This is a genomic window from Bradyrhizobium sp. MOS003, from assembly GCF_003020125.1.
Classification (GTDB): domain Bacteria; phylum Pseudomonadota; class Alphaproteobacteria; order Rhizobiales; family Xanthobacteraceae; genus Bradyrhizobium.
In genome coordinates, this window is sequence record NZ_PYFW01000001.1 from 1,773,300 (window position 1) to 1,800,065 (window position 26,766).

The following is a 26,766-nucleotide window of genomic DNA, read 5'->3' on the forward strand; positions in this document are numbered from 1 at the left end:
CCATACGCCGTCAAACATCGCGCAGGGAAGGCCGGATGATCGGCTGCCCTGTGTCTCCCTCGTGCATTGCGTGTGCAATATATTCGCACGGGGGTCTTGCGGGTGCCAGCCGGCACCCGGCCTTCCCTGCGCCCTTTCTTCGAAGAGGGCGTGAAGCGGACAGCAAAACTCGGGCGGAAGCGCCGCGAGAAGGTCAAGGTGTGTCTATCGGACAGAGGTCGTGCCCCGGATGCAGCGCAGCGCTGCTTTAGCGGTGCGCTGCGAGCCGGGGCCCATGCAGCAGCAAACCCCGTTGCATTCTGGGTCCCGGTTCTGCGCAGCAACGCGAAGGGCGTTGCAGCGCGTCCGGGACCCGAGAGAGACGCACCAAGCCACATGCTCCGTCATTGCGAGGAGCGAAGCGACGAGGCAATCCAAAGTCTTTGTCGCGGGGGGATTCTGGATTGCTTCGTTGCGGGGGCTCCTCGCAATGACGAGTGGGGAGAGCCGGGGCCCATCTCGCCGGGGGCTGCGCTCGATCGCTCGCCGTCATATCATCGCGAATGGGCGGTCGTGCAAACGGTACCGACGGGCATGACCTCTGCGCAGGCTACCAGGGCCTTTCGATCTTGCGCGCCCTCTCGGCCTGTCCTACGCAGTCTCCGAATAAAGACGCATCGCCAGACCCCTGAGGGAGCCGACATGACCATCCGCAACACCCGCACCGGGGGCCAGATCCTGATTGATCAGCTCGTCGCCCAAGGCGTCGAGCGCGTCACCTGCGTGCCGGGCGAGAGCTATCTCGCCGCGCTCGATGCGCTGCATGACAGCCCGATCGACGTCATGATCTGCCGGGCCGAGGGTGGTGCTGCGATGATGGCGGAGGCCTATGGCAAGCTCACGGGCCGGCCCGGCATCTGCTTCGTCACCCGTGGCCCCGGCGCGACCAATGCCAGCCACGGCGTCCACATCGCGATGCAGGATTCGACGCCGATGATCCTGTTCGTCGGCCAGGTCGATACCGGCATGCGCGAGCGCGAGGCGTTCCAGGAGCTCGACTACAAGGCGGTGTTCGGCACCATGACGAAATGGACGGTCGAGATCGATCGCCCCGATCGCATTCCAGAGCTGGTGGCGCGCGCCTTCCGCGTCGCCATGCAGGGCCGCCCCGGTCCCGTGGTGATCGCACTTCCCGAGAACATGCTGACCGAGACCGCCGCCGTTGCCGACGCCATGCGCATCGAGCCGGCCGTGAGCTGGCCGGCGCCGGCCGATATCGACAAGCTTGGCGCAATGCTCGCGAGCGCCAAGGCGCCGCTCGTCATCCTCGGCGGCTCGCGCTGGAGCGATGAAGCCACCAGGAGCATCGCCTGCTTTGCCGAGCGTTTCGACCTGCCGGTCGCGACCTCGTTCCGCCGTGCCTCGCTGATCGACGCCGATCATTCGCACTATGCCGGCGATCTCGGCATCGGGCCGAGCCCGGGCCTGAAGGCGCGCATCGACAATGCCGATGTCGTTCTTCTCATCGGCGGCCGCATGTCGGAGATGCCGTCCTCGTCCTATACGCTGCTCGACATTCCGAACCCGCAGCAGAAGCTGATCCACGTCCATCCGGGCTCCGAAGAGCTCGGCCGCGTCTATCAGCCGACGCTCGCGATCCAGGCGACGCCTGCCGCTTTCGCCGCCGCCGTCGAGACGCTGAAGCCGTCGAGCGCGGTGGCCTGGAAGGGCGAGGCTGCCAAGGCGCATGCCGATTATCTCGCCTGGACCGAGAAGGCGCGCGAGCTGCCGGGCACGTTCCAGTACGGTCAGGTCATGACCTGGCTGCGCGACCGCCTGCCGAAGGACGCCATCGTCTGCAACGGCGCCGGCAATTATGCCGGCTGGATCCATCGTCATCACCGCTTCCACAGCTTTGCCTCGCAGCTGGCACCGACTTCGGGCTCGATGGGCTATGGCGTGCCGGCGGCGGTGCTTGCGAAGCGGCAATATCCGGATCGCACTGTCGTCGCCTTCGCCGGTGACGGTTGCTTCCTGATGAACGGCCAGGAATTCGCGACCGCCGTGCAGTACGACGCGCCGCTGGTCGTGATCGTCGTCGACAATTCGCAATACGGCACCATCCGCATGCACCAGGAGCGCGACTATCCCGGCCGCGTCGTCGGCACCCAGCTCAAGAACCCTGATTTCGCGATGTACGCGAAGGCGTTCGGCGGCCATGGCGAGCGCGTCGAGCGCACCGAAGAATTCGCACCCGCCTTCGAGCGTGCGCTGGCCTCGGGAAAGCCATCGATCCTTCACTGCATCATCGATCCCAGGGCAATCTCGGTCGGCAAGGATTTTGCGCCGGCGGTGAAGGCCTAGGCGATGTCAGGAAGCCGCCACGTCGCCATCATCGGTGCCGGCGCGGTCGGTGTGATCAGCGCCATCGAGGCGCTGCGCGAAGGCCACCGCGTCACGCTGATCGACCCGGGCGAGCCCGGAGGCGAACAGGCGGCGAGCTATGGCAATGCCGGCTGGCTGTCGTCGCATTCGGTGATCCCGCCGGCCGAGCCGGGCATCTGGAAGAAGGTGCCGGGATATCTGATGGACCCGCTCGGGCCGCTGGCAATCCGCTGGTCGTATTTGCCGACGGCGCTGCCCTGGCTGGTCAAATATCTGCTCGCAGGCTGGACCGAGGCGCGGGTCGAGAGGACCGCCTTTGCGCTGCGCGACCTGTTGAAGGACGCGCCGCTGCTGCACCGGACGCTCGCCGAGGAAGCCGGCGTACCTGAGTTGATTGAGCGCAACGGCGTCATGCATGTGTTTCCGTCGCGCGGCAATTTCGACAACGATCTCGGCTGGCGCCTGCGCAAGAAGGTCGGCGTGGAGTGGATGGAGCTCAACGCCGACGAGATGCGTCAGCGTGAGCCCGATCTGCATCCGCGCTATACCTTCGGCGTGGTGGTGGAAGAGGCCGGACGCTGCCGCGATCCCGGCGCGTATGTCGCAGCGCTCGCCAACCATGCGATAGCCGGCGGTGCCAAGCACGTGCGCGCCAAGGCGACCGGCTTGAGGCTGAATGGTGACAAGCTCGTCGCCGTCGTTACCGAGACCGGCGAGATCGCTTGCGACGCCGCGGTCGTCGCCGCCGGCGCGCATTCAAAACGGCTCACCGCATCGGTCGGGGATTCACTGCCGCTGGAGACCGAGCGCGGCTATCACGTCATGATCGAGCATCCGGAATCGGGTCCGCGCAGCTCGATGATGGCGTCGGATGCAAAGATGGTGGTGAACTGGACCAACAAGGGCCTGCGCGCCGCCGGCACCGTCGAGATCGCGGGCCTTGAGGCCGCGCCGAACTGGAAGCGTGCCGAGATCCTGCGGGATCATCTCATCAGCATGTTTCCAAAACTGCCGAAGGACATTCCAGCCTCGCGTATCAAGACCTGGTTCGGGCACCGGCCGAGCATGCCGGATGGCATTCCCTGCATCGGCCATGCGCGCGCCTCGCGCGACATCGTCTATGCCTTCGGCCACGGCCATGTCGGCCTGGTCGGTTCGGCCCGTACCGGCCGGCTCGTTGCCCAGCTCCTCAGCGGCAAGCCGCCGGAGATTCCGCTGGCGCCGTTTGCGCCTGAACGTTTCCTCTGAGGTCGCAGCATGACCATTTCAGCCAACTCCCCTCTACGCATTGCCCGCGGCGGCAAGGCCATCTATGGCGCGCCGCTCGGCATCTTGATGCTGGAAGCGCGCTTCCCCCGCATTCCCGGCGACATGGGCAACGGCACGACCTGGCCATTCCCGGTGCTGTATCGCGTAGTGAGCGGCGCTTCGCCGGAGAAGGTGGTGCTGAAGGGTGCGGCCGGCCTGCTGCCCGACTTCATCGATGCGGCCAAAGATCTGGTGCGGCTGGGCGCGGAAGCCATCACCACCAATTGCGGCTTCCTCTCGCTGTTCCAGAAGGAGATCGCCGAGGCCGTCGGCGTTCCCGTTGCGACCTCGTCGCTGATGCAGGTGCCGTGGGTGCAGGCGACCCTACCGCCGGGCAAGCGCGTCGGCCTCGTGACCGTGTCGGGCTCGACCTTGACGCCGGCCCATCTGGAAGGCGCCGGGGTGCCGCTCGACACACCGCTGGTCGGCACCGAGCACGGCAAGGAATTCTTCCGCGTGCTGATCAAGGCCGAGAAGGACGACATGGATATCGCGCAGGCCGAGCGTGACGTGGTCGAGGCGGGCCAGGAACTCGTGGCGAAAAATCCCAATGTCGGCGCGATCGTGCTGGAATGCACCAACATGCCGCCTTATGCGGCAGCGCTTCAAGCTGAGGTCGGATTGCCCGTCTACGACATCTATTCCATGATCACCTGGTTTCATGCGGGCTTGCGCCCGCGCGTATTCACGTAACTCGACGGTGACATCGTTCCAATTCCTGGAGTGACCCCATGAAGCTATCCGGAAAGGTCGCCGCCATCACCGGCGCGGCGCGCGGCATCGGCAAGGCCTGTGCGAAGAGATTCCTCGATGATGGCGTCAAGGTCATGATCTCGGACGTCGATGCCGACGGCCTCGCCGCCACTGCCGCCGAGCTCGGACATCCCGATGCCTTGCGCACCGTCGTCGGCAACGTCGCCAGGCGCGCCGACGTCGATCAGCTCGTCGCCACCGCCGTGAAGGAGTTCGGCCGGCTCGACATCATGGTCAACAATGCCGGCGTCGCCCGCAATCGCGACATTCTGGAGATCACCGAAGAGGAATTCGACGAGATCATCGGCATCAACTTGAAGGGCGCGTTCTTCGGCGTCCAGGCCGCGGCCAGGCAGATGATCGCGCAAGGCGGCGGCGGGGTCATCATCAACATGTCCTCTGTGAATGCGCTGCTCGCGATCCCCGCGCTGGCGACCTACGCGATGTCCAAGGGCGGCATGAAGCAGCTCACCTCGGTCGCCGCCGTCGCACTCGCCCCGCACGACATCCGCGTCGTCGCGGTCGGGCCGGGCACGATCCTGACCGACATGGTGGCGTCGTCGATCTACACCTCCGAGGACGCCCGCAGGACCGTGATGTCCCGCACGCCGGCCGGCCGCGGCGGCGAGCCGAGCGAGGTGGCGTCGGTGGTCGCGTTCCTGGCCAGCGACGATGCCTCCTACATCACCGGGCAGACGATCTATCCGGATGGCGGGCGATTAGTCCTCAACTACACGGTGCCGGTGAAAGAGAAGTAGGGCTCTCACTCCGCCGCGATCGTCATGCCGTAACCGAGCCGCTTCGAAATCCCGCCCGCACAGTCCCGCAAGGCATGCGCGATCGGGCTGTCCCAGCGCGCATCGAACGTGCCTTCCGGGCCCATCGCGGTGATGACCAGCGCGACATGGCCGGAATGGTCGAACACCGGCGCCGAGAACGCGTTGACGCCCGGCAGGGGATCGCCGAGCGCGCGGGCGAGTCCGTGCTTGCGGACCTCGGCGAGCATCTCGGCGAGCTTGGTGCCCTTCAAGATGCGCTTGGGATTGTAGCCGACGCCGTGACGATCGAGTCCGCTCTCGAGCGCGGCGTTGATCGTCTTTTCCGGCAGGAAGGCCGCAAAGGCCCGGCCGGTTGCGGTCTCGAGCAGCGCCATCACCGAGCCCGCGCGCATCACGATGTGGACGGGCTGGGCCGGCTCTTCGAGCTGCACCACGGTCGGGCCGTGCGTGCCCCACACGGCGAGAGACACGGCGTGTCCGATCTGACTTGCGAGCGCGGCGATCTTCGGCCTTGCGATGCGCACGCCGGAGAGCCGACGCAGGCTGATCAGGCCGAGCTCCAAGGCCAGCGCGCCGATCTCGTAGCGGCCGGTGGTCTCGTCCTGCTCGATCAGCCCGATGCGGGAGAAGCTGGCGAGATAGGGATGCGCCTTGGCCGGCGACATGCCGGCCTCGCGCGCGAGATCGCGCAGCATCATCGGCTCGCCGCTGCGGGCGAGCGCCCGGAGCAGTTCGCCGCCGACCTCGATCGACTGGATGCCGCGGCTCTCTCTCTTCATGCGCCTCCGATTGCGCTACGCCGCGCTGCGCTTTGCGGCGCTGTCGGCGAGATGACGACCGGCAATGTAGCCGAAGGTCAGCGCCGGCCCAAGCGTGATGCCGGCGCCGGGATAATTGCCGCCCATGATGCTCGCCATGTCGTTGCCGGCGGCATAGAGGCCGGGAATCACGCGGCCCTCGGCGTCGAGCGCGCGCGCGTTCTCGTCGGTGACGATGCCGGCATAGGTGCCGAGGTCGCCGATCACCATCTTGATGGCATAGAACGGCCCGTTTTCGAGCGGCGCAACGCAAGGGTTGGGGCCGTGCATCGCGTCGCCCTGGTAGCGGTTATAGGCCTTCGAGCCCTTGCCAAAGGCGGCGTCGTGTCCCAGCGGCGCCGTCGCGTTGAATTGCCTGACTGTCTCCACGAAGGCGTTGGCGTCGATACCGGCCTTCGCCGCCAGCGCCTCCAGCGTGTCGCCGCGCATGAGATAGCCGGACTTGAGGTGATGACCCAGCGGCATCGGGAAGGGCGGCACGCAGCCGAGGCCGTATTTGCGCAGCGTCGGGTGATCGCAGACGAGATAGGCCGCGATCTCTTCGCCGGGCTTGGCGGACTTGACCATGGCCTGGACGAAGTCGTGATAGGAATTGCCCTCATTGGCAAAGCGTCGGCCGTCGCGCATCACCGCGATCACGCCGGGCTTGGCGCGGTCGATGAAATGCGGCATCACGCCCTTCGTGCCGTCCTTGCGCGTGGTCAGCGACACCGGCACCCAGGCCGCCGCGTTCGGCAGGCGATCTTCGACATGTCCGCCGGCGGATTCCGCCAGACGCAGGCCGTCGCCGGTGTTGCCGGTCGGGCCGGGCGAGAAATGCTCGTTGCCGGTCGGCGCGTGCGGAAACATCTTTCTGCGCCGTTCGACATCATGCGGGAAGCCGCCGCAGGCCAGCACGACGCCCTGCCGCGCGCGGACGCGCACGTCGCGTCCCTCGCGCGACACGATGGCTCCGGTCACGGTGCCGTTCTCGACCGTCAGCTCGCGCACGGGCGAGGACAGCCACATCGGAATCTTCAGGTCGAGCGCGGATTTCGCGAGGCGCCCGGCGAGCGCATTGCCGTTGGTCAACGTCATGCCGCGGCCATAGCGCAGCACGTCCATCAGGTGCCGCGACAGGCGCTTGGCGACGTAGACCGCCGATGTCAGCGACTTCGTCACCCGCATGAAATGGATGATCTCCTTGCCGCTTCCCAGCATCATGCCGAACACGGTGAGCTCGGGCAGCGGCATGCCCAGCGTCTTGACGAGGTCGCCGAGCTCGCGGCCGTCGAACGGGCGCGTCACCATGGAGCGGCCGCCCTGTGCGCCGCCGGGCGCCTCCGCGTGATAGTCGGGAAACACCAGCGGCATGTCGAAGCGCAGCGCGGTCTTGCTGGTGAAGAAATCGACCGCCTCGGGGCCGGCACTGAGGAATGCATCGACGCGCGCAGCGTCGTAATTGTTACCGGCCTCATGCCGCAGATAGGTGCGGGCCTGCTCCGGCGTTTCCGCGATGCCGTAAACCTTCGCCAGCGACGTGCCGGGGATCCACAGCCAGCCGCCGGAGCGGGCGGTGGTGCCGCCGAAGCGCGGCTCCTTCTCGACGATCAGCACGTCGAGACCGCGATGGCGCGCAGTGATCGCGGCCGACATGCCGGAGCAACCCGATCCGGCCACGAGCACGTCGCACTCGTATGTTTCGCTTGCGTCGTGCGCGTTGCCGGTCATGTCAACCTCACTTCTTCAGCAGCGGACATTTGGATTCGGAGACCGGGCGGAAAGCGTCCTCGCCCTTCACGGTCTTGACGATCTCCAGATAATCCCAAGGTTCCTTGGACTGCTCGGGCGTCTTTACCTTGGCCAGATACATGTCGCGGATGACGCGGCCGTCCTCGCGCAACTTGCCGCCATGGACGAATGTATCCTCGATCGGCAGTTCGCGCATCTTGGCCATCACCTTGGCGGGATCATCGGTGCCGGCGGCCTTGATGGCCTTGAGATAATGCAGCACCGAGCCGTAGACGCCGGTCTGGATCATGGTCGGCATCACCTTGGTCCGCTCAAAGAATTTCTTCGACCAGGCGCGGGTCGCCTCGTCCATGGCCCAGTACGATGCCGTCGTCATGTAGGTGCCCTGCGCGGCCTTGAGGCCGATCGCGTGCACGTCGGTGTCGAACATCAGGAGGCCGACGAGCTTCTGGCCGCCTTGCACCAGGCCGAACTCGCCGGACTGCTTGATGGCGTTGTCGGTATCCTGGCCGGCATTGGCGAAGGCGACGACATCGGATTTCGAGCTTTGCGCCTGCAGCGCGAAGGAGGAGAAGTCCGCGGTGTTGGTCGGATGCTTGACGCCGCCGAGCACCTTGCCGCCCATCTCGTTGACGAAGCGCGTAGCGTCCTTTTCGAGCTGCTGGCCGAAGGCGTAGTCGGCCGTGATGAAGTACCAGGACTTGCCGCCTTCCTTGATCACGGCGGAGGCCGTCACCTTGGACAACGCGTAGGTGTCATAGGTGAAATGCACGGTGTTCGGGCTGCACAGCTCGTCGGTCAGCGAGCTCGCCCCGGGACCTGAGAGCAGGGCGATCTTGTTGCGCTCGCGCACCATGTTGTGCACGGCGATCGCGATACCGGAATTTGGGATGTCGACGACGGCATCGACCTTGCCGTTGTCGAACCAGCCGCGCACGATCTGCACGCCGACGTCGGTCTTCATCTGGTGATCGGCGCTGATGATCTCGATCGGCTTGCCGAGCACGGTCGGACCGAACTCCTCCACCGCCATTTTGGCGGCCTCGACCGAGCCAGGTCCTGAGTTGTCACGGCCCCAGCTCGACAGATCCGTCAGCACGCCGATCCGCACCGCGTCGTCGGAGACTTGCGCGGTCGCCGCTGTGGTCATGGCAGCCGAAGTCATGGCCGCGAGCATGGCGCAGGCGAGATGCCCTCTCATGGTTGTTCCCTCTGTTTTATTGGCCGCTTGGCGCGGCTGGCTGGTTCGGAGGTAAATTAGATATGAGCGAATTAATTTGTCAATGGCGAATTAGATGGCGTGGTTTTGTTCGACGATGGCGTTTGATCCCTTGCGGCATTGGCCTGCCGACCGTTTGGTTCTAAGACCGCCTCCGAGGAAACGAATCCCCCAAAGCCAGGGAATAGAACCATGACGAAGACGTCTCGACGTGACGTGCTCACTGCCGCAGCCGCGATGACGGCGGCGGGCATCGCCGAAGCGGCGCCGGCCGCTGCGCAGGCTGCACCGAAGCCGATCTTTCCGGTGCCGATGGTGACGATCCCGATCGTCGGCGAAAGCCAGGTGTTCCAGGTCCGCCGCATCTATTGCATCGGGCGCAACTACGCCGCGCACGCGATCGAGCGCGGCTCGGATCCGAACCGCGAGCCGCCGTTCTTCTTCCAGAAGCCGACCGATGCGATCCAGAACGTCGCGACCGGCGAGGTCGCCGATCATCCCTATCCGTCGCTGACCAAGAACTATCATCACGAGGTCGAGCTCGTTGCCGCGCTGAAATCAGGCGGCACCAACATTCCGGCCGATAAGGCGCTCGACCACGTCTATGGCTACGCGCTCGGCCTCGACATGACCCGGCGCGATCTCCAGAACGGCATGGCTGCGGAGAAGAAGCCCTGGGAGATCGGCAAGAGCTTCGATCACGCCGCGGTGCTCGGTCCGATCCACCCGGCCAGCAAGACCGGCCATTTCGAGAAGGGCGCCATTTCGCTGGCGATCAATGGGACCGTGAAGCAGAACTCGGATCTCAGCAAGATGATCTGGAGCGTGGCCGAGCAGATCGCAAAGCTGTCGGAAGCGTTCGAGCTGAAAGCCGGCGACATCATCTATTCCGGAACGCCAGAGAATGTCGGTCCCGTCGTGAAGGGCGACGTGCTGCTGTGCAAGCTCGAGGGCCTGCCGGACATGTCGATCAAGATCGTGTAGCGGCGGCCTTCGCCCCCTCTCCCCGCAAGCGGGGTGAGGGGGCGGACTGTCGGTGCACCGTAACTTACGCCGCTGCCTTAGGTCGCAGCCGATCGACTGTCCGGGCGATCAGTGCGGCCACCTCAGCCACCTTCGGCCCGATCCGGAATTCCGGCCCGGCGACGACGACCGAGAGACGGCGGTCGCCGATCGGCAGCGGGATCGCCGCGCCGGCGAGATCGCGGCTGTAGTCGGCAAAGCTCTGGCAATAGCCGCGCGCGATCGAGTTGCGCAGCTCGGTCTCCACCGCCTCTATGCTGATCGGCGTCGACGGGCCATATTGCTTGAACTCGATCTTGCGATAGACCGAGTCGCGCTCCTCTTGTGAATATTGCAGCAGCAGCGCGCGGCCGCTCGCGGTCGCGTGGATCGGCACGCGGTGACCGATGGTGGCGAAATAGCGGATAGCAGCCTGGGATTCGACCACGTCGATGAACACGGCCATCACGCCGGCCGGCGCCACGATCGATGCGGTCTCGCCGGTCTCGGCGGAGAGATCGGCAATCAGCGTATGCGTCCATTGCGGCAGCGGCTCGACCTCGGAGATCATCCGCGCCATGGCGAGCCACCTCGGCGTCGGATAGAAGCCGGCGCGCGGCCGCGGCTCATAGAGATAGCCTTTCTCCGACAGCGTCGCGAGCAGGTTGAAGGTCGAGGAGCGCGGCCAGCCGAAATGATCGGCGATCTCGGCAAGCGTCGCCGGCTTCTTCACTTGCGCGAAGAATTCCATGATCTCCAGGACGTTTGCGGCTTGCCGAACGATCATGGTGGCGTTGCGTCCTGCTTCTCTAGGGCTGGCCGAGGATCTTCTTCGCGGCGCGAAGATGCGGCTTGTCGATCATCTGGCCGTCGAGCCGAAGCGTGCCGGAATTGGGATTGCTGGCGAACGCCGCGATCACTTTCTCCGCCCAGCTCCGTTCGGCTTCCGTCGGCTCGAATGCGGCGTTGACGACATCGACGTGCTTCGGATGGATCAGCGCCTTGGCCGAAAAGCCGTCGCGCCGCGCCGCGCGCGTCTCCTGCTCGAGACCGGTGAGGTTGTCGATGTCGGTATAGACGGTGTCGATCGGCGCAACCTCGGCTGCGGCCGCCGCCATCAGGCAGAGATCGCGCGCGAGACGATAGGGGCTGTGGAACACGCCGCCCGACGCTTTTTCGGTGGCGCCGAGCGAAGCCGAAAGATCCTCCGCGCCCCACATCAGGCCGGCGAGGCGAGGGGAGCAGCCCTTGTAGCTGCCAAGGCCAAAGATCGAGCTGGCGGTCTCCGTCGCGACGCAGACGATGCGGGTGGTGCCGATCGCGATGCCGGCCGCCGTTTCCAAGGCTTCCAGCCAGGTTGCGACCTGGCGCACATCGTCGCCGCCTTGCGACTTCGGCAACACGATGCCGTCGGGCTTGCCCGGCATCACCGCGGCGAGGTCGGTCAGCATCATGCCGGTGTCGAGCGCGTTGACGCGGACATAGAGCTGGTGCTGACCGGGGCGGCCCTTCAGCATCGCCAGCGTCAGCCCGCGGGCCTCCTGCTTCCTCTCGGCAACGACGGAGTCCTCGAGATCGATGATCAGCGAGTCGGCCTTGCCTTCGCTCGCCTTCTCGAATTTGCGCGGGGAATCGCCCGGCACGAACAACATCGAACGCATCAGACCGGCCTCTTGTGCATCATCGCCATGCGGCGGCATTTTCCGACGATCTCGTCGTTCTGATTCAAGGCATGGTGCTCGAACTCGACGATGCCCGCCTTCGGGCGCGATTTGGATTCCCTCAACGAAAGCACCTTCGTCGTCGCCCGCAAGGTGTCGCCATGGAAGACCGGTTTTGGAAAGGTCACGTCGGTCATGCCGAGATTGGCGACGGTGGTGCCCATGGTCGTATCATAGACCGTCATGCCGATCATGATGCCGAGGGTGTAAAGGCTGTTGAAAATGCGCTGGCCGAACTCGGTCTTTTCGGCGAAATGCGCGTCGATATGAAGCGGCTGCGGATTGAGGGTGAGCAGGCTGAACATGGTGTTGTCCATCTCCGTGACGGTCCGGGTCAGCGGATGCCTGAACTCCTGGCCCACGGAAAAGTCTTCGAAATAAAGTCCGGCCATCGCGGTTTCCTCCCTGTATCGGTGCGATTTGGCCTGCGCTGCCGTTACGGCGGCGCGGCCAGGTGAACTGCTTTTTGCTCTGCCAGCTGCTCGATCTCCTCCGCCGAGAAGCCGGCCTCGCGCAAGATGTCGCGGCCATGCTGGCCGAGAGCCGGCGCTGGGCCGGCGGGTTCCGGCTGGGTCACGCTCCAGGTGGAGGGCACGCGCATCTGGCGGATCCGGCCTTCCACGGGATGATCGACTGTCCGGAAGAAATCGACCGCATTGAGATGCGGATCGTCCAGGATCGTCTCCAGCGTGTGCATCGGCATCACCGGAATGTCGGCGCGCTCCAGCAACTCGCGCCATTCCCCGGTCGCGCGCGTTGCGAAGATATGGCCGATCTCCTCGTAGATCTCATCGATGTGCCGGGTGCGCGCGGCGTGATTGGCGAAGCGCGGCTGCTGCAGGAACTCCGGCCGGCCGATCGCCTCGAAAAAGCTGCGCCAGTGCTTGTCGTTGTAGATGAGGACACAAAGATAGCCGTCGCTGGTCCTGTAGGGACGGCGATAGCGCGAGAGCAGGCGGGCATAGCCGCCGTGGTCGAGCGGCGGGTCATAGGTGAGGCCGCCCAAATGATCGACCAGCACGAATTCCGTCATGGATTCGAACATCGGCACGTCGATGCGCTGGCCGATGCCGGTGCGCTGCTGGTGCATCAGCCCGCCCATGATGGCGTTGACCATCATCAAGCCGACGATGCGGTCGGCGATGGTGACGGGCACGTAGCGGGGCGTGCCGTCGCCGGCGGCTGCGAGCAATGTCGGAATCGTGGACGCGCCCTGGATCAGATCGTCATAGGCAGGCTTGGCGGCGTAGGGGCCGGACTGGCCATAGCCGAACGCACCGACATAGACGAGGGCGGGATTGATCGCGGCAAGCGTCTCGTAGTCGAGACCGAGCCGCGCCATGGCCTGCGGACGCACGTTATAGACCAGCGCGTTGGCGCGCTTCGCGAGCCGCAGCAGCGTCTCGCGCCCCTCCGGCTTCTTGAGGTCGAGCACGATGCTGCGCTTGCCGCGATTGACGTTGTTGAACATGCCGCCCATGCCGGGCGCGCGGCCGGGACCGATCTGGCGGACGATGTCGCCCTCGGGGCTTTCGACCTTGATCACGTCGGCGCCCATGTCCGCCAGCACCTGGGTGCCGTAGGGGCCCATCAGTACCGAGGTCAGGTCGAGAATGGTGAAGCCGGCGAGCGGTCCCATGAGGCCTCGTTGGAGATATTCATATAGGTGGAGTTAGAATTCATAAAGAGTGGATGTCAATTCGCTCTCGGCGGTGAAATGTGCATAGGCCTATGCGTAGTTCATATGCTTGACATATAAATTCACATATATGTACGTTTATCTCAAGAAAGAATTTGGAGAGATCCGAACGGTCGGCGGCGCAAGCCGCCGCCTTCGGCGTGGGGACGCGTCTAGGGAGAACGAAATGAAGAAGACTTTGGGTTGGGCTGCCGCGGCGTTCACACTCGCGCTGCCGGTCTCGACACTGCAGGCGCAGGCACTCGAGCTGAAAGTCGCCGACTCCTTCCCTGCCGGCCACTATCTCGTCCGTCTGATGCTCAAGCCGTGGATGGACGACGTCACCAAGCGCACCAATGGGGGGGTGACCTTCACGTATTATCCGAACCAGCAGATCGGCAAGGCAGCAGACATGCTCCGGCTGACGCAGTCGGGCGTGGTCGACATCGGCTACATCGCGCCGTCCTATGTCTCGGACAAGATGCCGCTGTCGGAAGTTGCGCAACTGCCGGGCGCGTTCGCGACCAGTTGCCAGGGCACGCTCGCTTATTGGAAGATTGCGCGCGAAGGCCTCCTGGCCAAGCAGGAATACGCGCCGAACAAGATCAAGCTGCTGATGGCCGTGGTGCTGCCGCCCTATCAGGTGTGGACTGTCAAGTCGAAGGTCGAGTCCATCAAGGACATGCAAGGCCTGAAGCTGCGCACGACCGGCGGCGCGCAGGACCTGACGCTGCGCGCGCTCAACGCCGTGCCGGTGCGCATGGCTGCGCCCGACGCCTACGAGTCGCTGTCGCGGGGCACGATGGACGGCCTGCTGTTCCCTCTGGACAGCGTCGTCTCCTACGGTCTCGACAAGCTCGTCAAGCACGCTACCGAAGGCGTCAGCTTCGGCAGCTTCATCGTCGCCTATTCCATCAATCAGTCGGTCTGGGACAAATTGCCCGAGGACGTGAAGAAGGCGATGGACGAAGCCTCCGAAGCGATCACGCCGAAGGCCTGCGCCGACGTCGACAAGGAAGGCGAAGTGACCACGAAGCATCTCAAGGACCAGGGCATCAGCTTCGATCCGCTGCCGGATGCCACGCGCGCCGAGATGAAGGATAAGCTGAAGGGCGTCAGTCAGGAATGGGCGTCCGGTCTCGACAGCCGCGGCAAGCAGGCATCCGCTGCCCTGAAGGAGTTCGAAGGTCTGCTCGCCGCCGGCGGCGCCAAGTAACTCGGAAAACAACACGCCAAGCAACTCGATCCGACACGGCAAAGGGGCGTCAGAGGTGATCAGGCGAGCAACGGATGTTCTCGGCGTGCTCGAACGCGCGCTCACGGTGATTGCGGCCATCTCGCTGTTCGCGATCATGGCGCTGGTGGTGGCCGACGTCTTCATGCGCTACGTCATGAACAGCCCGCTCTCGTTCACCTACGATCTGATCGGGCTGTATCTCATGGCCGGCGTGTTCTTCCTGACACTATCGGATACCCTGCGTGTCCATGCGCATGTCGGTGTCGACATCCTGCTGTCGCGCGCGCCGCCGGTCGGGCGGCGTCTGTCGGAGATCGTCACCGCACTTACGGGATTGTTCGTCTTCGTCCTGATTTCGAAGGTCGGATTCGAACGCGCGTTGGACAATTACGAGCAGCACGACGTGCTTGCCGGCGCCATCCCGTGGCCGACCTGGATTTCTGCAGCGCTTGTCCCGTTCGGCTGCGGCGTGCTGGTGCTGCGGTTGGCGCTGCAACTTGTGGGCAATCTGCTCAGCCTTGCCTCGGGGCGCGATCTGTTTCCGTTGCCGCCATTGACCGACGAATCCCGCAGCTTCGAATAAGAGCGGCCTGAAATGACAGTCATCATCGTACTTGGCCTCCTCTTCCTGTTGCTTGCGACCGGAACGCCGGTCGGCTTCGCCATGGGCTTCGCCGGCGCGGTCGGTCTCCTGATGGTCGGCGGCACGGGCACGCTGTTCGGCATTCTCCAGACGGCGCCGCTGTCGACGGTTTCGTCCTACGAACTGATCACGATCCCGATGTTCCTGCTGATGGCCGAGCTGGTCCTGCTATCGGGCGTCGCCGACGATATGTTCAAGACCGCATCCGCCTGGATCGGCCGCGTTCCCGGCGGGCTCGGCATGGCGACCGCCCTGGCCGGCGCCGGCTTCGGAGCGATCTGCGGCACCTCCACGGCCTCTGCGGCGACGCTGTCGTCGACGAGCCTTCCTGCGATGATCAAGCAGGGCTATGAACCGAAAATGGCCGCCGGCGTCGTCGCCATCTCAGGCACGCTGGCCATGTTGATCCCGCCGAGCGTCGCGCTGGTGATCTTCGGCCTCCTTGCTGAAGTCAACATCGGGCAATTGCTGATCGGCGGCATCCTTCCGGCGGTGCTCGTGACCGCGACCATCATGGCGACGATCTACTTCCTGGTCTGGCAGGATCCGTCGCGGGCCCCGCGCGTCGAGCCGGTGTCCTGGCGCGAGAAATTCTCGCTCCTGTGGCAGGTCGGCCCGATGGTGCTGCTGTTCTCGCTCGTCACTGGTACCATCTATCTCGGCATTGCGACGCCGACCGAGGCCTCGGCACTGGGCGCCGCGGGAGCACTGGTGCTGGCCATCGCCAAGCGCAGAGTGACCCCGGCGACGCTCTACCGCGCGCTGCTGAGTGCCTGCCACGGCACCTGCATGATCGCGACCATCCTCGTCGGCGCCTCGATCTTCGGCTATTTCTTCACGCTCACGCATGTGACGCAGGACCTCGTCGCCTGGATTGGCAGTCTGCCGACCTCACGCTGGGTCATCATCACCCTGATCCTGTTCGGTTACATCGTGCTCGGTTCGTTCATGGATCAGATCGCGATCCTGGTGCTGACCGTGCCGATCGTGCTGCCGCTGATCAAGACGCTCGGCTTCGACCCGATCTGGTTCGGCGTCATCAAGATCGTCACCGCCGAGGTCGGCATGATCACGCCGCCGGTGGGGCTGAATTGCTTCATCGTCGCCCGCTATGCCAAGCGGCCGGTGGCGGAGGTGTTCCACGGCACCTTCCCGCATTTCATCGCGCACCTGATCGCGATCGCGATTTTGGTGGCGTTTCCGTCTATCATTCTCTGGCTGCCCTCGCAGATGGGGCGCTAGGATCGGAGCTCGCGGCTCCCAAGAAGGAGATCAAGAACATGGATTTCGCGCTCACCGATCAGCAGGAAGCCATTCGCGACGCCATCGCTAAGGTTTGCGAAGACTTTCCCGACGCCTATTGGCTGAAGAAGGACCACGATGGCGGCTTCCCGCACGACTTCCACAAAGCAATGGCCGATGCCGGCTGGCTCGGCATCTGCGTGCCCGAGGAATATGGCGGCTCCGGTCTTGGCATCACCGAGGCCGCGATCATGATGAAGACCATCGCGGAATCCGGCGCCGGCATGTCCGGTGCCTCCGCGGTGCACATCAACGTGTTCGGGCTCAACCCCGTCGTCGTGTTCGGCACCGAGGAACAGCGCAGGCGCATGCTGCCGCCGATGATCGAGGGCCGCGAGAAGGCGTGCTTCGCCGTCACCGAGCCGAACACCGGCCTCAACACCACGCAGCTGAAGACCCGCGCGGTCGCCAAGAACGACCGCTACATCGTCAACGGCCAGAAGGTGTGGATCTCGACCGCACAGGTGGCGCACAAGATCCTGCTGCTGGCGCGCACCACGCCGCTGGAAGAGGTACGCTCGCCGACCCACGGTCTCAGCCTGTTCTACACCGATTTCGATCGCAACAGGATCAAGGTCCACGAGATCGAGAAGATGGGCCGCAAGATCGTCGATTCCAACGAGCTGTTCTTCGAGGATTTCGAGATCCCAATGGAGGACCGCATCGGCGAAGAGGGCAAGGGGTTTCAGTACATCCTAGAAGGCATGAACCCCGAGCGCATCCTGATCGCGGCGGAGGCGGTCGGTCTCGGCAAGGTCGCGCTGTCGCGCGCCAGCGAATACGCCAAGACACGAATTGTTTTCAACCGTCCGATCGGCAAGAACCAGGGCATCCAGCATCCGCTCGCGGTGAACTGGGTCGAGTTGGAAGCCGCCTGGCTGATGGTGATGTCGGCGGCCTGGCAGTACGACAAGGGCATGCCGTGCGGAGCGGCAGCCAACGCCGCCAAATATCTGGCGGGCGAAGCCGGCTTCCACGCATGCGAGCAGTCGGTGATGACTCATGGCGGTTTCGGCTATGCCAAGGAGTATCACGTCGAGCGCTATCTGCGTGAAAGTCTGATCCCTCGCATTGCACCCGTGAGCCCGCAACTGGCGCTGAGCTTCATTGCGGAAAAGGTGCTTGGGCAGGCCAAGTCGTACTAGGCTCAGCGTGCCCAGTACCCCGGCACCGATCGATTTCTCCGGCCTGATCCGTGAGGGCGATCTCGTGGTTTGCGGGCAGGCCACCGCCGAGCCGGTGACCCTGACCGAGGCGCTGATCGCTCAGGCGGCGGATCTGCCACCCTTCCACATGATGGTTGGGCCGGTATTCTCCGAAACCTTCCCGGCAACATGCGCACCAAACGTCTCTTTCCAGAGCTATGGCGTGATCGGAAATGCGCGGCGGCTCGCCAGGGCCGGACGGCTCGAAGTCATCCCGAGCAACTACAGCGCCTTCTGTGCCGACTTCGCCACCCGCCGCCACAGAGCAGATGTCGTTCTGGTGCAGCTTGCGGAAGCCGGTGACGGCCGCTCGAGCGCGAGCCTCTCCAACGACTACGTCATCGACGCCGCCCGCGCTGCGCGCCTCGTCATCGCCGAGATCAATCCGGATGCGCCTTTTACGTTCGGCGCGGAATGGCCCGAGGGCTTGCCGATCCACATGCGCGTGGCAGCGCGCCGGTCGCCCGTCGAACTGGCTTCGACGCCGCTTGACGACGTCTCCCGGTGCATTGCGGCGCATGCGGCGAGCCTGATCGTCGACGGCAGCACGCTTCAATTTGGCGTCGGGCGGATTCCGGAGGCAATTCTCTCGTCGTTGTCGCACCTGCGCAACGTCGGCATCCACTCCGGCCTGATCAACGACGCCGTCGTCGATCTGATCGCGTGCGGCGCGGTGACGAACGCGGAAAAGGGGATGGATCCCGGTCTCACGGTCACCAACCAGGTGATCGGCACGCAGCGGCTCTACCGCTTCGTCCATGAGAACAGGACGATCGCGGTGCGGCCGACGTCCTACACGCACGGCCAGAGCGTGCTGGCGCAGATCAGACGGCTGGTCGCGATCAACTCGGCGCTTCAGGTCGGGCTCGACGGCAGCGTCAATTCCGAGACGCTGAACGGCGTTGCGATCGGCGCGATTGGCGGGCAACTCGATTTCGTACGGGGCGCCAATGCCTCTCCCGGAGGAAGAGCCATCATCGCGCTGCCGGCGACGGCGTCCGACGGAACCAGCCGGATCGTCGCCCATGTCGAGACGGTAACGACGCCGCGCGCCGACGTCGATGCCATTGTCACCGAATGGGGCATCGCGGAGTTGCGCGGCTGCGGTCTTGCCGAGCGGGCACGCCGCATGATCGCGATCGCCGCGCCCGAACACCGCGATGCTCTGTCGGCGCAGCTTCGCGTGACGTGACGTTCAGCGTTGGGCCAAGCCCGAATGTTCGGCCGCGATGCGCTCCATCGCCATGTCACGAAGCCGGGCGCGCTGGATCTTGACGCCGTTGGCGCTGTCGGTGACGGGAAAGGCTTCCACGACATAGATCCGGGCCGGGACCTTGTAGCCGGCGAGCCGCTCGCGCAGGCGCGCGATCAGCGTCTCCTGCATTGGCCGCTCCTTCGCCGGGATCACGAAGGCGACGCAGCGTGCCTGGCCCTTGAGATCGACTGCAACCACCTGGGCGTCGGCCACACCGTTGCACGATTTGAGTTCGTCCTCGATCTCGCCGGGCGCGACGAGGAAACCGCCGAGCCGCATGGCATCGCCGGCGCGGGTCTCGTAGACGAAGGAACCGTCGCCGCGGAGCCGGCCGATGTCGCCGGTGCGGAAGAAACCGTCCGCTGTGAACGCATCGCGCGTCGCATCGGGATTGTTGAAGTAGCCGAGGAACTGGGATGGCGCGCTGATCTCGATCTCGCCGGAAGCGCCGGGCGCTGCGAGTTCGCCGGTCTCGGTGTCGCGCACGCGCACCCTTGCGTTGGCCGACATCGGCCAGCCGCCGCCCTCGATCCGGTCGGTGAACGCGTCGCTGGCGCGGGCGATCGAGAACAGGGCCTGTACCTCGCTCGAGCCATACAAGCCGAACAGCGGCAGGCCGCGCGCCTCGGCCTCTGCGGCAAGCTCGCGCCAGCCGGGCTGGAACGCGGCGAAGCCGCAGACTTCCAGATGCGGAAACGGGCGTGGTGCATCGGTGAGGGCCAGGATGCGGCGGAACATCTCGTCGGAGCCGAAGGCGTGCGTGATGCCTTGTGTGCTGAGGATCTCTAGTGCCGGTGCCGCCTCGAAGGCGTCAAGCACGTGAACGGTCGCACCGGCTGCGACAAAGCCGAGCAGGCTCGTCATGCCGAAAGTGCCGCAGAACGGCAGCATGGCCAGCAGCGCATGACGCTGCGGATCAAGCTGCAGCGCACGGGCAACGGAATTGGCGTGTGTGGCCAGCGTCCGCTGCGAATGCGCAACGAGCTTCGGCCCCTTGGTGGTGCCTGAGGTCGTGTAGAGTAGCACCGGAAGATCGAAATCATCTTGAGCTGGAGCGGGCGGATAGTTCGTGTCGAATGCATCGAAGCGTACGCAGGGCCAGTGCGCCGGGATCGCATCCGCACCGACCACGGCGAGCCGTTGCAGCGCCGGTAGCTCGTCCTTTGCGACATCGGAGAGGATCGCAGCAAAGTCGATCGCGCGGAATGCGGCCTCGACCACCATCAGCCTGGCGCCGGACAAACGAAGCAGATGCGCGACCTCCGCGCTGCGGTAGCGCGTATTGACGGCCGCGACGATCGCTCCACAACGGGCGGCGGCGAACAGCAGCGCGAGCCATTCGATCCGGTTGACCAGCCAGACTGCGACCACATCGCCCCTGCCGATCCCCTGTGCCGCAAGCCAGGCCGCGGTCTGCTCGATCCTTTCGGTGAACTCCGCGCGCGAGACCGGCGTGCCGTCGCATACGAAGGCAGGATCGGCAACGGCCTCCGACCGGATCAGCGATTGCAGCGAAAACGCGTTGGCACTCATGGCAAGGGGAGTAACCCGATCGCGCCAACCTGTCTACTTGGTGCCGAACATCCGGTCGCCGGCATCGCCCAGGCCCGGCACGATATAGCCGTGGTCGTTGAGCCGCTCGTCGATCGCGGCGGTCCAGATCGGCACGTCGGGATGCTCGCTTTGGAACTGCGCGATGCCCTCGGGCGCGGCCAGAAGGCACACGAAGCGGATGTCGCGGGCGCCGCGGGCTTTGAGCAGGGAGGCGCCGGCGCAGGCCGAGTTGCCGGTCGCCAGCATCGGGTCCATCAGGATCACGGTGCGGTCGGACAGGTCCTGCGGCGCCTTGAAGTAATATTCCACGGCCTGCAATGTTTCGGGGTCGCGGTAGAGCCCGATATGGGCGATGCGCGCCGAGGGCATCAGCGCCAGCATGCCGTCGAGGAAGCCGACGCCGGCGCGCAGGATCGGCGCCAGCGTGAGCTTCTTGCCGGCGATCTTGGGCGCCCGCATCGGCGCGATCGGCGTCTCGATCTCGACCAGCTCCAGCGGCAAATCGCGCGTCACCTCGTAGGCGAGCAGCATCCCGATCTCGTTCAGGATCTCGCGAAAGCTCTTGGTCGAGCGATCCTTCTCCCGCATCAGCGAGAGCTTGTGCTGGACCAGGGGGTGGGCGACGACGTTGACATTGCCTGTGCTCATGAAACCGCTCTACACAATTCCCTGGAATTGTGCCAGATCGGCGGGGCGTTTTCCGCGGGACGGCCGCCTCGGCGGACGCCGTCACCGCACTGTGGGTCGGGTTGCTCGCCGCATAGGCAACTGAGATCAACTAACGGTCGGAGCAAAAGGGCTAGACGCCGAGCCCGCGCGCGACAAGCGTGATCACGAGCGTCAGGATGGCGCCCCAGATCAGGCTCAGCGTCATGGTCAGGATGGTCATTGCGACCGCATGCTCGAGATTTTCCTTGAGGAGCGGCATGCTAGCCGTCCGAGGCCGGGCGCGCGGTGACGCGCGTGCCCAGCAGCAATGCGCTCATCACTGCGACCAGGAGGACGATCTTGAGCTCGATCATGTCGTTACCTCGCAAGGCGGGCCAGATGTCGCTTCACCGCGTCCAGCCATCGTGTCGCAAGCGCGACCAGCGGACTGCCCTGGTTCTCGATGTCGAGTTCGAAGGTCTCGGCCGGAAACACCAGTGCGCATCGGGCCGGCGCGCTGCGGCGGTGGGCGAATTCGACCGCGGAGCTCTTGAACAGGAAGAGACCGCCGGCGCGGCCCTGCGCCTCGCGGGCAACCCAGAGGCCGGCGCGATTATGTCCAATGAAGAAGGCGGGAATGGCGGGGTTGACGACATCGGGATCGAGCGGCTTGAGCGCCGTCGCCGCGCCGATATCAGGCGCCCCGGTTCGTGCCTTCGATGCGCGGTGCACGGCTTGTAGAGCAATGGCGGCCATGGCGGCCTCCTCACACATCTGCAGGGTCATGATGTCTGCCGCGGCGGGTCAGGGGTGGAGATGCCAGACATGGATTGCGGTCCGCAGCGCAATGAGCGCGGTGAGCACGCTGCCCATCGAGAGCAAAGTCAGCGCGCCGATCGCGAGGCGCTTGAGCTGTGCCTTGCGCGCTGTCGGGATTCGCACCGGGCGCTCAGCCCAGGCGAGAGGCCGTTCAAGGTCGTGGGTCAACATCGACATCTTCGGAAGTCCTTGTCCGTAGTGCGGCGAGAGCCGTCCTAATCCGTCTCGTAGGATGATGATCCCGGCGTAGGATTGCGAGATGAGCGCTGGCGCCGTTTTATAGGAATGTCATAGTCAGGCTCCGACGCCATCGATCAGCTCCTCGTCGGCGATCGCGGCGAAGGCCCTGGCGATCTCCGCCCGGCCGGCGGCGTTGAGCGGCACGATCGGCAGCCGCGTGTCCGGCCGCAGCAAGCCGAGCATGGCGAGGGCGCTCTTGAGAGCCGCCGGGCTTTCCCTGGAGAGGCAGGTGATGAGCGGGATCAGGCGCTTGTGCAGATAGCGTGCGGATTGCAGCCGGCCTTGCCTGACATGTGAAAAGATCGTGCGGCAGAGATCCGGAGCGATGTTGGTAACTTCCGAGATCGCGCCATCGCCGCCGCCGGCGATGAAGCTGAAGGCGGTGGTATCGTCGCCGGATAGGAAGCGAAATCCGGCCGGGAGGTGCCGGGACAGCCGCATCGGGCGGGTGATGTCACAGCTCCCATCGCGCAGGCCCACGAACTGGCGGGATTCGACCAGACGCAAAAGCGTCTCGTCGGCCAGCGGGCGCAGCGTGCGGGATGGCACGTCGTGCAGGATCACCGGCAAGCCGATCGCACCGGCGATCGCGCGGAAGTGCGCGAGCATGCCCTCCTGCATCGGCTTGTTGTAGGCGGGCACCACCGCCATGACGGCATCGGCCCCGGCCGCCTCCGCCCGCCGCGCGAGTTCGATGGCATGGCTGGTCGCATTCGACATCGCGCCCGCGATGATCCGCACGCGGCCGCGGGCGACATCGGCCGCGGTACGGATGACGAGCCCCTGTTCGGCGGGTGAGAGCGTCGGTGCCTCGCCGGCCGTCTCGCAGACCACGATGGCGGGAACGCCGGCCGCGACCTGGTGCTCGCAGAGAGCTGCGAACGCCTTGAGATCGATCGCGTCAGCCGCATCGAATGGCGTCGGCAGGTCCGGAATGAAGCCGGTGAACCAGGCTGAGGGAGGGATGAACATGATGCTTCGCCCGTATGCGCCGGCTCAGGCGGCGCGGCGTGCGCTATTGCTGCTGGGGCTCTTGCCCATGTCGAGCTCGATCTCGCGTGGCAGCTCGACGATGGTTTCGGGATGATGGCCGTTCTCGAACAGTGCGTATTTGATGGCCTGGACGCGGCTGACGAACAGGCCGCCATAGAGGCCGTTCTGTTCCTGCGCGACCCACTGTCCGCTGTGGTTGCGGCCGATGAAGACGATGGTCGAGGGCGAGATGCACGAGGGAGGTTCGACGAGTTTCACGGACTTATTCCTTCCATTGACAGAGGCGGCGGGCGCATGTCCCGCAACCGTCTGATCCATATCGTTTCAAGCAGATATGATTTCGAGTGAGGCTGCACGGCGATCTCATAAGCGCGCCATAAAGGCGGGGGTTCAGGTCAGCTCGTTGACGACACGAACCAGCGCGAACAGCGCACCGAATGCGGCGCATTCGTCCCAATGATTGAGGGCGCACCCGAACAGCGGCTCGCGCCGTAGGAGGGCGACGGCGGCGCACAGGACGATCGACATCCAGAGCAGCGCTGCGAGGCTCCGCCCGAAGCCGATGCTGCCGAATGCGGCAAAGGCGGCGAAGAGTACGAGGCGGACGGCAAAGCGCGCGATTGCGCGTCTCGGGCTCAGGACCGGCGACATGTCCGACGATTGCGGCAAGGTGCGAATCTCCCGCTGGTTCATCTGAAATTTTCGCAGCCGACGGGCTCGTAGAACGGGTCCGGAGCAGGCGGCACCGTGGGAACGCTCGGCCGCGGCACGTCTGCAGCGAATGTACGGACCTCGAGGAAGGCCGACAGCAGAGCCAGCGCGAGGTCAACGTGGTGCGCCTCGACCGCGGCGTCGAGCCAGTCCGGCAATTCGCGCTCGCGCGAGAGTGCGCAATGCCACTCACCCTCGTCATAGACGATGCGGCGGACCTGCCACAGCGGCAGCTCGAGCTTGATCAGCGCCAGGGCCGCATCGGCCCAGGCCTCAACTTCGATCAGGCGCATGATGCGTTCGGTGCGTTCGCCTCCGCCGGGCGTGGGGACGCGCCGGCAGGCACGCGCAATGACGTCGAGCATCAACGGCCGCGTCATTGCGGCCGCATCACGAAGCTGGCGGCGAAGGGAAGGTGGGTCGAAGCGTCGAAGAGCGACGGTCATGTCAGGCCTCCTGGAGTTGGCGTCGGTCAGTCGGCCGGCGGCTTCAAAATGGCCAAATGGGCGTTGGAAAACGAGATGGAGAATAGGGCGGAGATATAGGGATGTCATAAGTGGCGGGGTGGAGGAGGCCGAAAGCGAGCACCACCGCCGGCCTTTATGAGATTCCTATATTCTCGCCATAGCCCTCATCTCGAAAACCTATGTCCGGGATGGCACTTCAGCACGGTAAAAATCCCGGCTGTGCCAGCTGAAATGCGTTGCATTTCCTTCGCGCGCCGCCGGGTCGCCGAAAGAAAGTTGCGCCGGATTGGATGGCGCAACGAGGAGCATTCCCATGATGGACATTCTGATGCTGGCGCTGGGCTTCGCTTTTTTCGCCCTTGCGATCGGCTACACCTATGCCTGCGAACGGCTGTGACGGAGCAAACCATGATCTTCGATTATGCGCTCGCCGGTGCCGTCTCGTTCGGCCTGCTGGCCTACCTCACCTATGCGCTGCTGCGGCCCGAGCGGTTCTGACCGGTGCTGCTGCTTCTCGAATTGCTGCTGGCCGACGCCGCGCTCGTCACCTGCCTGCTTGCGTTGCTGCTGCCGCTTCTTCGGCGGCCACAAAGTCTGAAGGGTTAATGCCATGACTATGATCGGTTGGCTCCAGATCATTCTTTTTTGCGCGATCATCGTCGCGCTGACCAAGCCGCTTGGCTGGTACATGACGCGCGTGTTCAATGGCGAGCGGACGTTCCTGTCGCCGGTGCTGCGCCCGATCGAGGCCGGCATCTACTGGATTTCCGGCGTCGACGAGAAGCGCGAGCAGCATTGGCTGACTTACACCGTTGCCATGCTGCTGTTCCATGTCGGCGGCTTCCTCATCATCTACGGTGTGATGCGTCTCCAGGCCGTGCTGCCCTTCAATCCGGCAGGCCAGGGCGCGGTCGCCGAGGATCTATCCTTCAACACCGCGGTCTCTTTCATCACCAACACCAACTGGCAGAACTACGGCGGCGAGAGCACGCTGTCCTATCTCGTGCAAATGCTCGGCCTGACGCACCAGAACTTCCTGTCGGCGGCGACCGGCATCGCGCTGGCGATGGCCTTGATCCGCGGCTTCTCGCGCGCCTCGATGCGCACGGTCGGCAATTTCTGGGTCGACGTCACTCGCTGCACGCTCTACGTCCTGTTGCCGATCTGCGTGGTCTACACGCTGTTCCTGGTCTGGCAGGGCATGCCGCAGACGCTCGGCCCCTATATCGAGGCGACCACGCTCGAGGGCGCCAAGCAGACCATCGCGGTCGGCCCTGTCGCCTCCCAGGTCGCGATCAAGATGCTCGGCACCAATGGCGGCGGCTTCTTCAACGCCAACGCGGCGCACCCCTTCGAAAACCCGACCGCGCTGTCCAACTTCGTGCAGATGCTCTCGATCTTCGCGCTCGGCGCCGCGCTCACCAACGTGTTCGGGCGCATGGTCGGCAACCAGCGCCAGGGCTGGGCGGTCCTGTCCGTGATGGGTGTGCTGTTCGTCGCAGGCGTCGCCATCACCTATTGGGCGGAAGCGAACGGGACCTCGATGCTCCATGCGCTGGGCCTGACCGGCGGCAACATGGAGGGCAAGGAGGTCCGCTTCGGCATCGTGGCGTCCTCGCTGTTCGCGGTCGTCACGACGGCGGCCTCGTGCGGTGCCGTCAACGCCATGCATGACAGCTTCACCGCGCTCGGCGGCATGATCCCGCTGATCAACATGGAGCTCGGCGAGATCATCATCGGCGGCGTCGGCGCGGGCATGTACGGCATGCTGCTGTTCGTCATCCTCGCGATCTTCGTCGCCGGATTGATGGTCGGCCGCACCCCGGAATATGTCGGCAAGAAGATCGAGGCGCGCGAGGTTAAGATGGCGATGCTGGCCATCCTGGTGCTGCCGCTCATGATCCTTGGCTGGACCGCCGTCGGCGTGGTCTATCCGGCGGCCGTCGCCTCGATGGCGAATGCCGGACCGCATGGCTTCACCGAGGTGCTCTACGCCTTCACCTCGGCGACCGGCAACAACGGCTCGGCCTTTGCTGGCCTGACCGGCAACACCTTCTTCTACAACCTGACGCTCGCAACCTCGATGTTCGTCGGCCGCTTCTTCATGATCATCCCGGCCATGGCCATCGCGGGCTCGCTTGCGGAGAAGAAGTCGATCCCGCCGTCCAGCGGCACGTTCCCGACCACGGGTGGGCTGTTCGTTGGCCTCGTCGTCGGCGTCATCCTGATCATGGGCGGCCTGACCTTCTTTCCGGCGCTCGCGCTCGGCCCGATCGTCGAACACCTGGCGATGAACGCCGGCAACCTCTTCTGAGAGTC

At 64.9% G+C, this 26,766-nt stretch carries 27 protein-coding genes and 1 pseudogene; 12 read left to right on the top strand and 16 right to left on the bottom strand.

Annotated elements, in window-relative coordinates:
- Window positions 1-681 precede the first annotated feature (681 nt).
- The 4 genes from C7G42_RS08610 to C7G42_RS08625 are packed head-to-tail and all read left to right on the top strand — an operon-like array spanning window position 682 to window position 5,183.
- Complete coding sequence (locus C7G42_RS08610; protein ID WP_106948494.1) at window positions 682-2,343, top strand: thiamine pyrophosphate-binding protein; 1,662 nt, start codon at window positions 682-684, stop codon at window positions 2,341-2,343.
- 3 nt (window positions 2,344-2,346) lie between these two features.
- Window positions 2,347-3,612, top strand: coding sequence for an NAD(P)/FAD-dependent oxidoreductase (locus tag C7G42_RS08615; protein ID WP_106948495.1), 1,266 nt, complete (start codon window positions 2,347-2,349; stop codon window positions 3,610-3,612).
- Window positions 3,613-3,621: 9 nt separating this feature from the next.
- Window positions 3,622-4,365 carry an aspartate/glutamate racemase family protein gene (locus tag C7G42_RS08620; protein WP_106948496.1) on the top strand — a complete coding sequence of 248 codons (744 nt, stop codon included), beginning with the start codon at window positions 3,622-3,624 and terminating at the stop codon, window positions 4,363-4,365.
- 38 nt (window positions 4,366-4,403) lie between these two features.
- Complete coding sequence (locus C7G42_RS08625; RefSeq protein ID WP_106948497.1) at window positions 4,404-5,183, top strand: SDR family NAD(P)-dependent oxidoreductase; 780 nt, start codon at window positions 4,404-4,406, stop codon at window positions 5,181-5,183.
- 5 nt (window positions 5,184-5,188) lie between these two features.
- On the opposite strand, the gene C7G42_RS08630 is transcribed toward C7G42_RS08625, so the two are convergent.
- Genes C7G42_RS08630 through C7G42_RS08640 form a run of 3 tightly spaced genes read right to left on the bottom strand, consistent with a single transcriptional unit; the run spans window position 5,189 to window position 8,954 of the window.
- The gene (locus C7G42_RS08630) at window positions 5,189-5,983 is read right to left on the bottom strand and encodes an IclR family transcriptional regulator (protein ID WP_106948498.1); all 795 of its coding nucleotides are present in this window, start codon (window positions 5,981-5,983) and stop codon (window positions 5,189-5,191) included.
- 15 nt (window positions 5,984-5,998) lie between these two features.
- Entirely contained in the window at window positions 5,999-7,732 is a 1,734-nt protein-coding gene (locus C7G42_RS08635; RefSeq protein WP_106948499.1) for an FAD-dependent oxidoreductase, read from the bottom strand.
- Between the two features lie 7 nt (window positions 7,733-7,739).
- Window positions 7,740-8,954, bottom strand: a complete 1,215-nt coding sequence (locus tag C7G42_RS08640; protein ID WP_106948500.1) for an ABC transporter substrate-binding protein — start codon at window positions 8,952-8,954, stop codon at window positions 7,740-7,742.
- A 210-nt stretch (window positions 8,955-9,164) separates the two neighbouring features.
- On the opposite strand from C7G42_RS08640, the gene C7G42_RS08645 reads away from it, so the two are divergent.
- The gene (locus C7G42_RS08645) at window positions 9,165-9,956 is read left to right on the top strand and encodes a fumarylacetoacetate hydrolase family protein (RefSeq protein WP_106948501.1); all 792 of its coding nucleotides are present in this window, start codon (window positions 9,165-9,167) and stop codon (window positions 9,954-9,956) included.
- A 64-nt stretch (window positions 9,957-10,020) separates the two neighbouring features.
- Here the strand turns inward: C7G42_RS08645 and C7G42_RS08650 are convergent, their stop codons facing one another.
- The 4 genes and pseudogenes from C7G42_RS08650 to C7G42_RS08665 all read right to left on the bottom strand — a co-directional run bounded on the left by C7G42_RS08650 (window position 10,021) and on the right by C7G42_RS08665 (window position 13,334).
- Window positions 10,021-10,761, bottom strand: coding sequence for an IclR family transcriptional regulator (locus tag C7G42_RS08650; protein WP_106948502.1), 741 nt, complete (start codon window positions 10,759-10,761; stop codon window positions 10,021-10,023).
- A 22-nt stretch (window positions 10,762-10,783) separates the two neighbouring features.
- Window positions 10,784-11,635 (bottom strand): HpcH/HpaI aldolase/citrate lyase family protein, encoded by an 852-nt coding sequence (locus tag C7G42_RS08655; RefSeq protein WP_199580712.1) that lies wholly within the window; start codon window positions 11,633-11,635, stop codon window positions 10,784-10,786.
- A pseudogene (locus C7G42_RS08660) lies at window positions 11,635-12,102 on the bottom strand (MaoC family dehydratase); the annotation flags it as partial. The pseudogene C7G42_RS08660 and the gene C7G42_RS08655, both read right to left, overlap by 1 nt.
- Window positions 12,103-12,131: 29 nt before the next feature.
- A complete protein-coding gene (locus C7G42_RS08665; RefSeq protein WP_106948504.1) occupies window positions 12,132-13,334 on the bottom strand; it encodes a CaiB/BaiF CoA transferase family protein in 1,203 nt (400 codons plus the stop codon).
- 226 nt (window positions 13,335-13,560) lie between these two features.
- Between C7G42_RS08665 and C7G42_RS08670 the strand changes: the two genes are divergently transcribed.
- Genes C7G42_RS08670 through C7G42_RS08690 form a run of 5 tightly spaced genes read left to right on the top strand, consistent with a single transcriptional unit; the run spans window position 13,561 to window position 18,952 of the window.
- Entirely contained in the window at window positions 13,561-14,589 is a 1,029-nt protein-coding gene (locus C7G42_RS08670) for a TRAP transporter substrate-binding protein (protein ID WP_106948505.1), read from the top strand.
- Between the two features lie 55 nt (window positions 14,590-14,644).
- Window positions 14,645-15,193 carry a TRAP transporter small permease gene (locus tag C7G42_RS08675; RefSeq protein WP_106948506.1) on the top strand — a complete coding sequence of 183 codons (549 nt, stop codon included), beginning with the start codon at window positions 14,645-14,647 and terminating at the stop codon, window positions 15,191-15,193.
- Window positions 15,194-15,205: 12 nt separating this feature from the next.
- A complete protein-coding gene (locus C7G42_RS08680) occupies window positions 15,206-16,495 on the top strand; it encodes a TRAP transporter large permease (RefSeq protein WP_106948507.1) in 1,290 nt (429 codons plus the stop codon).
- Window positions 16,496-16,533: 38 nt separating this feature from the next.
- A complete protein-coding gene (locus tag C7G42_RS08685; RefSeq protein ID WP_106948508.1) occupies window positions 16,534-17,700 on the top strand; it encodes an acyl-CoA dehydrogenase family protein in 1,167 nt (388 codons plus the stop codon).
- A gap of 7 nt (window positions 17,701-17,707) precedes the next feature.
- On the top strand, window positions 17,708-18,952 hold the full coding sequence (locus C7G42_RS08690) for an acetyl-CoA hydrolase/transferase family protein (protein ID WP_106948509.1): 1,245 nt from the start codon (window positions 17,708-17,710) through the stop codon (window positions 18,950-18,952).
- Window positions 18,953-18,955: 3 nt separating this feature from the next.
- Here C7G42_RS08690 and C7G42_RS08695 read toward each other — a convergent pair whose 3' ends face one another.
- The 9 genes from C7G42_RS08695 to C7G42_RS08730 all read right to left on the bottom strand — a co-directional run bounded on the left by C7G42_RS08695 (window position 18,956) and on the right by C7G42_RS08730 (window position 24,426).
- Window positions 18,956-20,548: an AMP-binding protein gene (locus C7G42_RS08695; RefSeq protein ID WP_106948510.1), complete on the bottom strand. Its 1,593-nt coding sequence runs from the start codon at window positions 20,546-20,548 to the stop codon at window positions 18,956-18,958.
- Window positions 20,549-20,581: 33 nt separating this feature from the next.
- Window positions 20,582-21,217: a uracil phosphoribosyltransferase gene (upp, locus tag C7G42_RS08700; protein ID WP_106948511.1), complete on the bottom strand. Its 636-nt coding sequence runs from the start codon at window positions 21,215-21,217 to the stop codon at window positions 20,582-20,584.
- A gap of 151 nt (window positions 21,218-21,368) precedes the next feature.
- Entirely contained in the window at window positions 21,369-21,497 is a 129-nt protein-coding gene (locus C7G42_RS36105) for a hypothetical protein (protein WP_283809843.1), read from the bottom strand.
- 98 nt (window positions 21,498-21,595) lie between these two features.
- Complete coding sequence (locus tag C7G42_RS08705; protein ID WP_349627522.1) at window positions 21,596-21,973, bottom strand: hypothetical protein; 378 nt, start codon at window positions 21,971-21,973, stop codon at window positions 21,596-21,598.
- Window positions 21,974-22,021: 48 nt separating this feature from the next.
- On the bottom strand, window positions 22,022-22,213 hold the full coding sequence (locus C7G42_RS08710) for a hypothetical protein (protein ID WP_106948513.1): 192 nt from the start codon (window positions 22,211-22,213) through the stop codon (window positions 22,022-22,024).
- Window positions 22,214-22,330: 117 nt separating this feature from the next.
- Window positions 22,331-23,248: a 4-hydroxy-tetrahydrodipicolinate synthase gene (gene dapA, locus C7G42_RS08715; protein ID WP_106948514.1), complete on the bottom strand. Its 918-nt coding sequence runs from the start codon at window positions 23,246-23,248 to the stop codon at window positions 22,331-22,333.
- 24 nt (window positions 23,249-23,272) lie between these two features.
- Window positions 23,273-23,527 carry a hypothetical protein gene (locus tag C7G42_RS08720; protein WP_199580714.1) on the bottom strand — a complete coding sequence of 85 codons (255 nt, stop codon included), beginning with the start codon at window positions 23,525-23,527 and terminating at the stop codon, window positions 23,273-23,275.
- Between the two features lie 132 nt (window positions 23,528-23,659).
- Complete coding sequence (locus tag C7G42_RS08725) at window positions 23,660-23,962, bottom strand: hypothetical protein (protein ID WP_502694187.1); 303 nt, start codon at window positions 23,960-23,962, stop codon at window positions 23,660-23,662.
- Window positions 23,959-24,426, bottom strand: coding sequence for a hypothetical protein (locus C7G42_RS08730; protein WP_199580716.1), 468 nt, complete (start codon window positions 24,424-24,426; stop codon window positions 23,959-23,961). The genes C7G42_RS08725 and C7G42_RS08730 overlap by 4 nt, the downstream gene beginning before the upstream one ends.
- A 429-nt stretch (window positions 24,427-24,855) precedes the next feature.
- On the opposite strand from C7G42_RS08730, the gene C7G42_RS08735 reads away from it, so the two are divergent.
- Together C7G42_RS08735 and kdpA are read left to right on the top strand one after the other, a co-directional pair.
- Window positions 24,856-24,945 carry a K(+)-transporting ATPase subunit F gene (locus C7G42_RS08735; protein ID WP_049823729.1) on the top strand — a complete coding sequence of 30 codons (90 nt, stop codon included), beginning with the start codon at window positions 24,856-24,858 and terminating at the stop codon, window positions 24,943-24,945.
- 112 nt (window positions 24,946-25,057) lie between these two features.
- Window positions 25,058-26,761: a potassium-transporting ATPase subunit KdpA gene (gene kdpA / locus C7G42_RS08740; RefSeq protein WP_106948517.1), complete on the top strand. Its 1,704-nt coding sequence runs from the start codon at window positions 25,058-25,060 to the stop codon at window positions 26,759-26,761.
- Window positions 26,762-26,766: the final 5 nt, after the last annotated feature.

Bases quoted from the DNA above. Each gene is read 5' to 3' on its own strand.
- C7G42_RS08610 (WP_106948494.1), top strand. From the start codon at position 682: ATGACCATCCGCAACACCCGCACCGGGGGCCAGATCCTGATTGATCAG.
- C7G42_RS08615 (WP_106948495.1), top strand. From the start codon at position 2,347: ATGTCAGGAAGCCGCCACGTCGCCATCATCGGTGCCGGCGCGGTCGGT.
- C7G42_RS08620 (WP_106948496.1), top strand. From the start codon at position 3,622: ATGACCATTTCAGCCAACTCCCCTCTACGCATTGCCCGCGGCGGCAAG.
- C7G42_RS08625 (WP_106948497.1), top strand. From the start codon at position 4,404: ATGAAGCTATCCGGAAAGGTCGCCGCCATCACCGGCGCGGCGCGCGGC.
- C7G42_RS08630 (WP_106948498.1), bottom strand. From the start codon at position 5,983: ATGAAGAGAGAGAGCCGCGGCATCCAGTCGATCGAGGTCGGCGGCGAA.
- C7G42_RS08635 (WP_106948499.1), bottom strand. From the start codon at position 7,732: ATGACCGGCAACGCGCACGACGCAAGCGAAACATACGAGTGCGACGTG.
- C7G42_RS08640 (WP_106948500.1), bottom strand. From the start codon at position 8,954: ATGAGAGGGCATCTCGCCTGCGCCATGCTCGCGGCCATGACTTCGGCT.
- C7G42_RS08645 (WP_106948501.1), top strand. From the start codon at position 9,165: ATGACGAAGACGTCTCGACGTGACGTGCTCACTGCCGCAGCCGCGATG.
- C7G42_RS08650 (WP_106948502.1), bottom strand. From the start codon at position 10,761: ATGATCGTTCGGCAAGCCGCAAACGTCCTGGAGATCATGGAATTCTTC.
- C7G42_RS08655 (WP_199580712.1), bottom strand. From the start codon at position 11,635: ATGCGTTCGATGTTGTTCGTGCCGGGCGATTCCCCGCGCAAATTCGAG.
- C7G42_RS08665 (WP_106948504.1), bottom strand. From the start codon at position 13,334: ATGGGACCGCTCGCCGGCTTCACCATTCTCGACCTGACCTCGGTACTG.
- C7G42_RS08670 (WP_106948505.1), top strand. From the start codon at position 13,561: ATGAAGAAGACTTTGGGTTGGGCTGCCGCGGCGTTCACACTCGCGCTG.
- C7G42_RS08680 (WP_106948507.1), top strand. From the start codon at position 15,206: ATGACAGTCATCATCGTACTTGGCCTCCTCTTCCTGTTGCTTGCGACC.
- C7G42_RS08685 (WP_106948508.1), top strand. From the start codon at position 16,534: ATGGATTTCGCGCTCACCGATCAGCAGGAAGCCATTCGCGACGCCATC.
- C7G42_RS08695 (WP_106948510.1), bottom strand. From the start codon at position 20,548: ATGAGTGCCAACGCGTTTTCGCTGCAATCGCTGATCCGGTCGGAGGCC.
- upp (WP_106948511.1), bottom strand. From the start codon at position 21,217: ATGAGCACAGGCAATGTCAACGTCGTCGCCCACCCCCTGGTCCAGCAC.
- C7G42_RS36105 (WP_283809843.1), bottom strand. From the start codon at position 21,497: ATGCCGCTCCTCAAGGAAAATCTCGAGCATGCGGTCGCAATGACCATC.
- C7G42_RS08705 (WP_349627522.1), bottom strand. From the start codon at position 21,973: ATGGCCGCCATTGCTCTACAAGCCGTGCACCGCGCATCGAAGGCACGA.
- C7G42_RS08710 (WP_106948513.1), bottom strand. From the start codon at position 22,213: ATGTCGATGTTGACCCACGACCTTGAACGGCCTCTCGCCTGGGCTGAG.
- dapA (WP_106948514.1), bottom strand. From the start codon at position 23,248: ATGTTCATCCCTCCCTCAGCCTGGTTCACCGGCTTCATTCCGGACCTG.
- C7G42_RS08725 (WP_502694187.1), bottom strand. From the start codon at position 23,962: ATGAACCAGCGGGAGATTCGCACCTTGCCGCAATCGTCGGACATGTCG.
- C7G42_RS08730 (WP_199580716.1), bottom strand. From the start codon at position 24,426: ATGACCGTCGCTCTTCGACGCTTCGACCCACCTTCCCTTCGCCGCCAG.
- C7G42_RS08735 (WP_049823729.1), top strand. From the start codon at position 24,856: ATGATCTTCGATTATGCGCTCGCCGGTGCCGTCTCGTTCGGCCTGCTG.
- kdpA (WP_106948517.1), top strand. From the start codon at position 25,058: ATGACTATGATCGGTTGGCTCCAGATCATTCTTTTTTGCGCGATCATC.